The organism is Streptomyces sp. NPDC059456, assembly GCF_042750055.1.
Classification (GTDB): domain Bacteria; phylum Actinomycetota; class Actinomycetes; order Streptomycetales; family Streptomycetaceae; genus Streptomyces.
The window spans coordinates 1-10109 of sequence record NZ_JBHYVA010000276.1; the positions used below are offsets into that span (position 1 = coordinate 1).

Genomic DNA, 10109 nt, shown 5'->3' on the forward strand with positions numbered 1-10109 from the left:
CTCCTCGTCCACGGAGACCCCGAAGTCGGTCGCGATCCCGGCGAGGCCGTTCGCGTACCCCTGGCCGACCGCGCGGACCTTCCACACTCCGCCGCGCTGGTAGACCTCGACGACGACGAGCGCGGTCTCGGTGCCCAGCTGCGGCGGGGTGAACGTGGCGATCACCGCACCGCTCTCCGCGTGACGCACGGTGGCGGTGGGCTCGATGCCCTGGAACGTCTGACCGGCGGCGTCGGGACTGGCCGTGACCACGATCCGCTCGATGCCGGGAGGCAGCGCCCCCGTGTCCACGGTGATCGAGTCCGGCGCCGCCCCGCCGCCCGAGCGGTAGCTGACACCGGGTCCGGACGGCTGGTTGTAGAAGATGAAGTCGGCGTCCGAACGCACCTTGCCGTCCGCGGCGAGGAGGAGTCCCGATACGTCGAGCCGCACCGGGGCAGCCACGTCCACCGTCACACGGACGGTATTGAGCGGCAGGTTGGAACCAGGGGTCATAGCGGTCATGCCCGGAGAACGACCGGAGGCGCTTTGCCGTTCCCTTACCCTCGCGGGATATTTCAGCGCCGGTTGCGGGGGTGGTTCTTCGCCGTCCGCTCGTTGCCGAACTTGTACGCGCCGGTCCAGCGGGCCATCACCAGCTGGGCGTCGCCGGACTCCACCTCGGCGAGGAACTTCTCGGCCCGGCCGCCGCGCAGGGTGCTCGCGGTCCGGCCCTGGTGGGTGATGACCACGCTCTGGTCGCCGCGCTGTTCGTAGGTGAATCCGTGAGGTCTCGGCATGACCGGCAGCCTGCCCGGCGGGCAACCGGGCGGGCAACGCAATTACCGGGCCGGGCCGGCCCGGGGCGCGGGTCGGGGCTGTGGCTCCGGGCACGGGGCCGGGGTGCGGATCCGGGACGCCGGCCCGGGGCGCGGGGTCGGGTGCGGAGCGTTCCGGTCCCGGACCGGACCGGAACGGAACGGACCGGCCCGGCCCGGGTGCGAGGGGTCTCAGCCGCCGGTGACGCGGCGCGGAAGCCCCAGCGGGTTCCCCTCGCGCAGCTCCGCCGGGAGCAGCGGGTCCGGCACCGACTGGTAGACCACCGGCCGCAGCCAGCGCTCGACGGCGGTCCCGCCGACCGAGGTGGAGTGCGAGGTCGCCGCCGGGTACGGGCCGCCGTGGTGCTGGGCCGGGGCCACCGCGACACCGGTCGGCCAGCCGTTGACCACGATCCGCCCGGCCAGCGCCGTGACCTGCGCGATCAGTTCCGCCGCCGGGCCGGGACCGCCGTCGGCCTCGGCCGCGGACAGCTGGAGCGTGGCGCTCAGGTTTCCCGGGAGCAGGCCGAGCACCGACCCCGCCTCGTGCTGGTCCGCGTACCGGACGACCACGGTCACCGGGCCGAAGCACTCCTCCAGCAGCACCTCGTACGGGCCGCCCTCCAGGAGCAGCCGGGCCGGGACGGTCAGGTAGCCCGCGCCGACGGTGTGGTCGCCGCCGGAGCCCGGGGTGACGGGTGCGCTCACGCCGGGCAGCGCGGCCCGCTCGCCCACGCCGGAGACGAAGTTCTCGCGCATGCGGTGGTCGAGCAGGACACCCGGCTCGGTCTCGCCGAGCGCCTTCGTCAGCGCCCCGGTGAGCCGGTCGCCGTCCGCGCCCTCGGGGACGAGGACCAGGCCGGGCTTGACGCAGAACTGGCCGACCCCGAGGGTGACCGACCCCGCGAGCCCGGCGGCGATCTCCTCGGCGCGCTCGGCGGCGGCCGCGGGCGTGACCACGACGGGGTTGAGGGAACCGAGTTCGCCGTGGAACGGGATGGGCACGGGCCGGGCGGCGGCCGCGTCGAACAGCGCCCGCCCGCCCCGGATGGAACCGGTGAACCCGGCAGCGAGGACGAGCGGGTGGCGGATCAGCTCCAGACCCGCGTCGAACCCGTGGACGACGGCCACCACTTCGGCCGGCAGTCCGGCCGCCACGGCGGCGCGGCGCAGCAGCGAGGCGCACAGCTCGGAGGTGGCCGGGTGGTCGGGGTGCGCCTTGACGACCACCGGGCAGCCGGCGGCGAGGGCGCTCGCGGTGTCCCCGCCGGGGACGGAGAACGCGAGCGGGAAGTTCGAGGCGGCGTAGACGGCGACCACGCCCAGCGGCACCTTGTAGCGGCGCAGTCCGGGGCGCGGCGGGACGGCCCCGGGAACGGGGTGGTCGATGCGGATGTCGAGGTACGAGCCCTCGTCCACGGCGTCCGCGAAGGCCCGCAGCTGGCCGGTGGTGCGGGCGAGTTCGCCGGTGAGCCGGCCCGGCCCGAGGGCGGTCTCGGCGTCGGCGGCCTCGATCACGTGCGCCGCGGCCTCGTCGAGCAGTTCGGCGGCCGTGCGCAGGAAGGCCGCACGGGCGGTGCGGTCGGCGAGCGCGCCACGGGCCGCGTGGGCGGCGCGTACGGCTTCGTCCACCTCGCCCGGTGTGGCTTCCACCGCAACCTGTTCGCGCTGCTTCCCGGTGCGGGGGTCCACACTCCAGACTGGTGTTGCTGCCATGGCGCACTGCCTCCTGGATCTGCCCTGACCCGCGCGGTGGCGTTCAGTATTCTGAACGCCGTTCCGATGGATGAATGATCACATCCGTTCCGGACTCTATTTCCGGGTCTTCCGCGTTGACAAGAGACAAGAGGGGCAAAAGGCGAATGACCACAGCCGAGCCGGTGAGCCCGCAGAGCCCGGAGCGCGCGGACAGCATGGCGGGCGCGGACAGCACGGACAGCACGGCGGGCGGGGGCCCGGGCGCGCCGGCGGCCGTCAAATCGGCCGTCCGCACGGTGCTGTTGCTGGAGCACTTCGCGGCGCGCCCCGGACTGCACAGCCTGGCCGACATCCAGCACGACCTGTCGCTGCCCAAGTCCAGCCTCTACATGCTGCTGCGCACGCTGGTGAACCTGGGGTGGGTGGAGACGGACGCGACGGGCACGCGGTACGGGATCGGCGTACGGGCCCTGCTCGTGGGCAGTTCGTACATCGACGGGGACGAGGTCGTCGCCGCGGCCCGGCCCGCCCTGGACCGGCTCTCCGACGACACCACGGAGACGATCCACCTGGCCCGGATGGACGGCACGAGCGTGGTGTACCTCGCCACCCGCCAGTCCCAGCACCACCTGCGGCCGTTCACCCGCGTCGGGCGGCGGCTGCCCGTGCACTCGACCGCGCTGGGCAAGGCGCTGCTGGCGACCCACTCCGACGAGGAGGTACGGGCGCTCCTGCCGCGGCGGTTGGAGGCGGTCACCGAGCACACGATCACCGACCGGGAGCGGCTCGTGGACGAGCTGGCACTGGTCCGGGAGCAGGGCTACGCGGTGGACCGGGAGGAGAACACGCTCGGGCTGCGCTGCTTCGGGGTGGCGGTGCCCTACCGGACGCCCGCCCGGGACGCGGTGAGCTGCTCGGTGCCGGTGGCCCGGCTGACGGCGGGGCACGAGCAGCGGATCAAGGCGGCGCTGTTCGAGGCGCGGGACCGGCTGTCGGTGGCGACCCGCCGCATGTGAGGCGGTGGAGGGGGAGGGTCCTCCCCCGCGCGGGGGAGACGGTTCACCTTCGTGGGGGAGGCGGCGGGGCGGCGCGGACGCGACCGTTGAGTCATGGCCACACGAGCGGTGAACGCGAACGAGACGACGACTGCGACGACGGCTGCGGCTGCGACGGCGACGGGCGGGGCGCGGGTCAGGGCCCGCACCCGCACCCGGGCCCGGGGCAGGGCCTGGGCGGCGGTGGCCCTGTCCGCCACCGTGCCGTACCTGTGCCTCAAGGGCGCCTGGGTGGCGGGGAGCCGCATCGGGATACCGGACGACAGCGTGCTGTTGGGACCCGGGCTGTTCTTCAAGGTGGCGAACGCCGCCACGATGGCGATGGACGCGGCCGTCATCGTCCTGGTGCTGGTGTTCACCCGGCCCTGGGGCAGACGGGTGCCGTCCCTGCTGCTGACGCTTCCGGTGTTCGTCGCCACCGGGTTGCTCGTCCCGATCGTCGTGGCCTTCCCCGGCCAACTCCTCGTGCGGGCCGTGGGGCTGGGGCCGGACGCGGTCGCGCAGGCGGCGAAGGAGCCCTTCCTCGACCCATGGGTGTTCAACGTCGTCTACGGCGGGTTCATCCTGCAGGCCCTGGCCCTGGCCGCGCTGTTCGTCCCCTATGCGCGGGAGCGCTGGGGCGGACTGTGGCGGGGCGTCCAGGGGGAGCGGCTCCCGTCACCCACGGGGGTGGTGGCGGGAGCCGCGGCGGTACTGGCCGTGGCCGTGGCGGCGGTGGAGCTCAGCTGGGCCTTCGGGGGTACGGCCGGGCTCAGCGCGTCACAGATCTCGCAGTTCAGCCCCGAGAGGGGCGTGGTGTTCGCCACCTACGCGATATGCACGCTGGCCGCGGGGGCGGGCGCCGTGAACCTGGCGCGGGGCGGGGCCCGGCCGGCCCGCCGCGCACTGGCCCTCGCCTGGATCGGGGCTGCGGCCGCGGCGAGTTGGGGTCTGTGGCTGCTGATCTCCATGACGGGCCCCGTCATCGTCGCAGACGAGGTCACGACCGCGATGGTCCTGACCTACGCTGGCCAAACGATCACCGGCCTGCTCGCCGCGGCCGTGCTGACCCGGTTCCTCGCGGTCCGCCGCCGCACCGGGTGACACGGAGCGCGGCGGGTGACGGGGGCGGGGACGTCAGCGGGGGCGGCGGTCAGGGGTGAGGGGCCGCGGGATGCCGGGGGGCAAGGGCATGGCGACGCGTACGAGTACGGGTACGGGTACGGGTACGGGGGCCCGGGCGGGCCGGGTGCCGTGGGCGCGGGCCGGGCTGCGCTGGGTGCACCTGATCCTCGGCGGGGCCCTGCTGATGCCGTACTTCCTCCTCGCCCAGGTGGTGGTCGGCGTCTGGTCCGGGCGGGGCAACGTCTTCGGCTCCACCGTGCTGACCTTCGCCTCGTACGGGCTGTCCCTGCCGCTGGCCGCCGTGACGGGTGTGTTCGGACTGGTCCGGCCGATGTCGGCGGGCGCGGTACGGGCCCTGTGCGGGGTGCCGGGAGAGCGGCTGGCCGAGGGCCCGGCCCGGTCCTGGGCGGCCCGGGGGCGCAGCTCGGCCTGGTGGACCCTGCACCTCGGGGTCGGTGCGGTGATCAGCGGGATGAGCCTCGCGGTACCGCCCATGGCGGTGGTGCTGATCGTGCTGCCGTTCGTGAGCGGGCTGCGGCGGACGCCCCTGGGGCTGGGCTGGTTCGGCACCGGTGCCGCGCCGTACCTCGCCCCGCTGCTCGGGATCGGGCTGCTGGGAGGGCTCGTCCTGTGTGCCGCCGGGGCCGGGGCGCTGCTGGCCCGGACGGCACCCGTCCTGCTCGGGCCGACCGGGGCGGACCGGCTGGCCGCGGCCGAGGAACGGGCCGCCGAGCTGGCCGTGCGCAACCGGCTGGCCCGGGAGCTGCACGACGCGGTCGGGCACGCCCTGAGCGCCGTCACCCTCCAGGCGGTCGCCGCCCGGCGGGTGCTCGACAGCGACCCCGCGTTCGTACGGGAGGCGCTGGCGGCGATCGAGGACACCACCCGGCGGACGGTGGGTGAGCTCGACGCCGTCCTGGGCCTGCTGCGGGACGGCGACCCGGCCCGCCCAGGCGCCGCGCCGGCCCCGACCCTCGCCGCCGACCTCGACGGACTCCTGGCCCGTACCCGGGCCGCCGGGAGCACCGTCACCGTCCACCTGGAACCCGGGCCGGCCGGGAACTGGGACCGGCTCCCGGCGATCGCCTCCCGCGAGGCGTACCGGATCGTCCAGGAGGGCCTGAGCAACGCCCTGCGCCACGGAACGGGTCCCGTCGAGCTGTGGATCGCCGTACGGGACGAGAAGGACGGCACCGGCAGTACCGACCGCGAACTGGAGATCACCATGACCAATCCGCCGGGCCCCGCCGCCGGGCACGGGCCCCGCACCACCGGGGGCCGCGGGCTGCAAGGCGCCGCCGAGCGGGCCACCCTGCTCGGCGGGCGCGTCGAAGCAGGCCCGCACCGGGGGCTGTGGCGGCTGCGGGCCGTCCTTCCGCTCGGCGGAGGTTCCCGATGACCGCCGCGGGCCGGCCGCCGCTGCGCCTCGTGCTCGCCGACGACGAGCGCATGGTCCGCACCGCCCTGCGGGTCATCCTCGAAGCCGAACCCGACCTGGAGGTCGTCGGTGAGGCGGCCTCCGGTTCCGAGGCCGTTCCGCTGGTCCGCTCCCTGGCCCCCGACGTGGTGCTGATGGACGTCCGGATGCCGGAGATCGACGGCATCCGGGCCACCGAGCAGATCGTCGCCGGCATGGCGGAGCCGCCCCGGATCGTGGTCGTGACCACCTTCGAGAACGACGCGTACGTCTACGACGCGCTGCGCGCGGGCGCCGCCGGGTTCCTCCTGAAGCGGGCCGACCCCGACGAGCTGATCGGCGCGGTCCGCCTCGTCGCCCGAGGTGACTGCCTCCTCTTCCCGGCTGCCGTCCGCTCCCTGGCGGCGTCCCACGCGCCCGGCGCCGCGGGACCTGCCGCCTGGGTGTCCCGGCTCACCGACCGGGAGGCCGACGTACTGCGCCTGATGGCCACCGGCCTGTCCAACCACGAGATCAGCGAGCGCCTGGGAGTCGGCCCCCAGACGGTCAAATCGCACGTCGCCGCGGTCCTCTCCAAGACCGGCTCGCGCGACCGCACCCAGGCGGTCATCGCGGCGTACGAGGGCGGCTTCATGAAGAAGGGGTGAGAACTCCGCCACAATCGGGGCAGAGCGGAACGACTGAGGGCCTTGGTACGTCCTTGTGGGGGATGAACAAAACGATCAGGCGTGCGTCGGTCTTCTGCCTGCTCCTGGTACTGGCCCTTTTGGTGCGGGTCACCTGGGTGCAGGCCTACCAAGGCCAGGCGCTCGCAGACAACGAGAACAACCGGCGGAACCTCATCGGGCAGTACGAGAACCCGCTGGGCAACATCATCGTGGGCGGGGAGGCGATCACCGGCTCGGAGAAGACGGGCGGAAAGGACTTCGCCTACAAGCGCACGTACGTCGACGGTCCGCTCTACGCGCCGGTCACCGGCTACAGCTCCCAGGCCTTCGGCACGAGCATGCTGGAAGGCGTCTACAAGAAGATCCTCAACGGGTCCGACGACCGGCTCAAGACCGTGATGGACATGCTCACCAACAAGCGGGCCTCGCCGGGCGACGTGCTGACGACCATCGACAAGGGCGTGCAGAAGGCCGCGTACGACGCGCTCCAGGGCAAGCAGGGCTCCGCCGTCGCCATCGACCCGGCGACCGGCGAGATCCTCGCCATCGTGAACAACCCCTCCTTCGACCCGGGCAGCATCACGGGCGCCAACGACAAGGACGCCTGGGCGAAGCTGATCCAGGACAACGGGAAGGCCATGGAGAACGTGGCCCTGCGCAAGCCGCAGGCGCCCGGCTCCACCTTCAAGCTGGTCACCCTGGCGGCGGCCATCGAGAACGGCCTGGTCACCAACCTGGACACGCCGACCGGCACCCCGGACCCGTACACCATCCCGGGCACCCGGACCCTGCTGCCCAGCGAGGCGGGTTCCGCGGCCTGCAACAACGCCTCGCCGCGCACCGCCCTGCGGCTGTCCTGCAACAACGTCTTCGCGGAGCTCGCGAACAAGCTCGGCCAGGACAAGATGCGGGCGATGGCCGAGAAGCTCGGCTTCAACACGGAGATCTCGACGCCGGTCGCCGCCCGCCCGGCGAGCAAGTACCCGACGAAGAAGATGTCCGTCGACCAGGTCGCACAGACCGGTATCGGCCAGTTCGACGTGCAGGCCACCCCGCTCCAGATGGCGATGGTGACCGCCGCGATCGAGAACGGCGGCAAGCTCGTCGCCCCGCACTCGGTGTCCGAGGTCACCGACGCGAACGGCAACGTGCTGGAGAGCTTCAAGAACCCGAAGTCCGAGCAGGTCATGGAGGCCAAGACGGCCTCGATGCTCCAGGACGCCATGCGGACGGTCGCGACCGAGGGCGGCGGCAAGCCCGCGCAGGTCGCGGGCGCCGAGGTGGGCGGCAAGACCGGTACCGCGCAGCGCGGCGTGAACAACAGCCTGCCGCCGCTGGCCTGGTTCACCTCGTACGGCAAGGCGGGCGGCAAGCAGATCGCGGTTGCCGTGGTGATCGAGAACTCGGACACCGACCGCTCCGAGATCGGCGGCGGCAAGCTGGCCGCCCCCATCGCCCAGAAGATGATGGCGGCGTGGCTGAAGAAGTAGCCGAGCCGATCGTCGCGTGACGCGCCGGGAACCCACCCGGTTCCCGGCGCGTTTGCCTGTCCATGATCCGGCCCGCGCAGCCCGCAGACCTCGACGCCATAGCGGCCCTCCACGCCCGGGCCCGGTCCACGTACTACCGCGGCCGCGTCCCCGGGCAGGCCCACGCCGCCCGTGAGGGCTGGTCCCGGGCCGTCGCCCGGGCCACGACCGACGGCGGCGTGCTGTGCGCGGAGCAGGACGGGGAGCTGACCGGGGTGGCGGCCTTCCGCACGGTGGACGGCGAGACCACCCTCACCCAGCTGCACGTCGACCCGGTCCACTGGCGCCGCGGCACCGGCGCCGCCCTGCACGCCGCCTGCGTCGAGGCCTGGCGGCGCGCCGGTGTCGGCCGGGTCCGCCTGGAGGTCTACGAACACAACCTGCGGGCCCAGGCCTTCTACGCCCGCCAGGGCTGGCGCCCGGCCCCCTCGGGCCCCCTCCGCGCCGGCTCCCACCTCACGCTCTGGCTCAGCCTCGGGGAATGAGACGCTCCGCCAGGTGGTTGAAGGCGAAACCGTCCCCTTGCGGAAACACGTCCCGCAAACACGTGCCGCAACCACGTCCCGGAACAAGGAGAGAAGAAGGATCATGCGCGTCGAGATCTGGAGCGACATCGCCTGCCCCTGGTGCTACATCGGCAAGGCCCGTTTCAGGAAGGGGCTGGCCGAGTTCGCGCACCGCGACGAGGTGGAGGTCGTCTTCCGGTCCTTCGAGCTCGACCCGAACAGCCCCAAGGGCGCGACGGAGCCGGTCCTGGAGATGCTGGCCGCGAAGTACGGCCGGACCCTCGACGAGGCGCGCGGCATGGAGGAGCGCGTCGCCGCGAGCGCCCGCGCCGAGGGGCTGACGTACCGCACCGACGGCCGCGACCACGGGAACACCTTCGACATCCACCGCCTGCTGCACCTGGCGGCCGCCCGCGGCCGCCAGGAGGAGCTGCTCGACCTCGCCTACCGGGCGAACTTCGCCGAGGAGCGGTCCGTCTTCGACGCCGAGGTCCTCGTCGTGCTCGCGGTGGAGGCCGGGCTGGACGAGGCGGAGGCGCGCGCCGTCCTCGCGGACGACTCGGCGTACGCCGCCGAGGTCCGTGCGGACGAGCGGGAGGCGGCGGAGCTCGGTGCGCGCGCCGTGCCGTTCTTCGTGCTGGACCGCCGCTACGGGATCTCCGGCGGGCAGCCCGCCGAGGTGTTCACCCGGGCGCTGGAGCAGGCGTGGGAGGGCCGCGAGGTCGCGGAGCCGGCGGCTGCCGACGCCTGCGACCCCGCCGGCGCCTGCCCGGCCCCCCAGGCCTGACCCGCCCCCGGATCCCGAAGGCCCCCGCCCCCGGGATCCGGGACTCCGCCGCATGCCGTCGTGGCGGTGTCCCGCCCGTGCGCGACAGGGCGCCGACGCGGATCACCGCGATCGGGATCGTGCGCCGGCCGGCCGGCCGCCGAGCCGCCCGCCCCACGCGTCGGGCGCGCGGCGGAGCCGTCGGCCTGCCGGCCCCGGCCCCCGCGGCACGGTCCGACGGACTAGTGGAGGGCTTCCGTCCACGCGGATTCGGCCGCCGACAGCGCCGCCGCCGGGTCCGGGGCCGACGGGAGGGCGGCCGACAGGGCCGTCAGCGAGCCCAGGACCGACGGCAGCGTCGCGGCCTGGCCGTAGTGGTTGACCCGGACCATCTCCCGGGCCAGCGCCCCGCCGCCCCCGCGCGCCGGGGGCCGCGGCGCCGGGGGGGCGGGCCGGGGGGCCCCGCCCCCCGCCCCGCCCCCGCCCCCGCCGCCGCCGCCCCCCCGGGGGGGGGGGGCGCCCACCCCGCGGTTCGGGGCGGTGGAGCCCTCCGCCGGCAACAGCTACAG

General features: G+C 74.2%; 11 protein-coding genes. 7 read left to right on the forward strand and 4 right to left on the reverse strand.

Translation table 11 applies throughout. The features are described 5' to 3' along the window. The 3 genes from ACFXA3_RS22990 to ACFXA3_RS23000 all read right to left on the reverse strand — a co-directional run. Window positions 1-504 (reverse strand): TerD family protein (locus ACFXA3_RS22990; RefSeq protein ID WP_385189478.1); only part of this gene is annotated, 504 nt, incomplete at its 3' end. A 53-nt stretch (window positions 505-557) separates the two neighbouring features. Next, window positions 558-779 carry a hypothetical protein gene (locus tag ACFXA3_RS22995; protein ID WP_376192058.1) on the reverse strand — a complete coding sequence of 74 codons (222 nt, stop codon included), beginning with the start codon at window positions 777-779 and terminating at the stop codon, window positions 558-560. A 210-nt stretch (window positions 780-989) separates the two neighbouring features. Continuing rightward, window positions 990-2513, reverse strand: coding sequence for an aldehyde dehydrogenase (NADP(+)) (locus ACFXA3_RS23000; RefSeq protein ID WP_385189480.1), 1524 nt, complete (start codon window positions 2511-2513; stop codon window positions 990-992). Between the two features lie 197 nt (window positions 2514-2710). Here ACFXA3_RS23000 and ACFXA3_RS23005 point away from each other — a divergent pair, with 197 nt between their 5' ends. The 7 genes from ACFXA3_RS23005 (at window position 2711) to ACFXA3_RS23035 (ending at window position 9561) form a co-directional block, all read left to right on the forward strand. Then, window positions 2711-3511, forward strand: coding sequence for an IclR family transcriptional regulator (locus tag ACFXA3_RS23005; RefSeq protein ID WP_385189496.1), 801 nt, complete (start codon window positions 2711-2713; stop codon window positions 3509-3511). Window positions 3512-3604: 93 nt separating this feature from the next. Beyond that, entirely contained in the window at window positions 3605-4633 is a 1029-nt protein-coding gene (locus ACFXA3_RS23010; RefSeq protein WP_385189482.1) for a hypothetical protein, read from the forward strand. A gap of 70 nt (window positions 4634-4703) precedes the next feature. Continuing rightward, a complete protein-coding gene (locus ACFXA3_RS23015; protein WP_385189484.1) occupies window positions 4704-6053 on the forward strand; it encodes a sensor histidine kinase in 1350 nt (449 codons plus the stop codon). Then, window positions 6050-6718, forward strand: a complete 669-nt coding sequence (locus tag ACFXA3_RS23020) for a response regulator (protein ID WP_385189486.1) — start codon at window positions 6050-6052, stop codon at window positions 6716-6718. The genes ACFXA3_RS23015 and ACFXA3_RS23020 overlap by 4 nt, the downstream gene beginning before the upstream one ends. Before the next feature lie 62 nt (window positions 6719-6780). Next, on the forward strand, window positions 6781-8229 hold the full coding sequence (locus tag ACFXA3_RS23025; protein WP_385189488.1) for a peptidoglycan D,D-transpeptidase FtsI family protein: 1449 nt from the start codon (window positions 6781-6783) through the stop codon (window positions 8227-8229). 62 nt (window positions 8230-8291) lie between these two features. Further along, window positions 8292-8753, forward strand: a complete 462-nt coding sequence (locus tag ACFXA3_RS23030) for a GNAT family N-acetyltransferase (RefSeq protein ID WP_385189491.1) — start codon at window positions 8292-8294, stop codon at window positions 8751-8753. Window positions 8754-8856: 103 nt separating this feature from the next. Next, the gene (locus tag ACFXA3_RS23035) at window positions 8857-9561 is read left to right on the forward strand and encodes a DsbA family oxidoreductase (protein ID WP_385189492.1); all 705 of its coding nucleotides are present in this window, start codon (window positions 8857-8859) and stop codon (window positions 9559-9561) included. 221 nt (window positions 9562-9782) lie between these two features. On the opposite strand, the gene ACFXA3_RS23040 is transcribed toward ACFXA3_RS23035, so the two are convergent. Continuing rightward, window positions 9783-9932, reverse strand: a complete 150-nt coding sequence (locus tag ACFXA3_RS23040; RefSeq protein ID WP_385189495.1) for a hypothetical protein — start codon at window positions 9930-9932, stop codon at window positions 9783-9785. Window positions 9933-10109 lie beyond the last annotated feature (177 nt).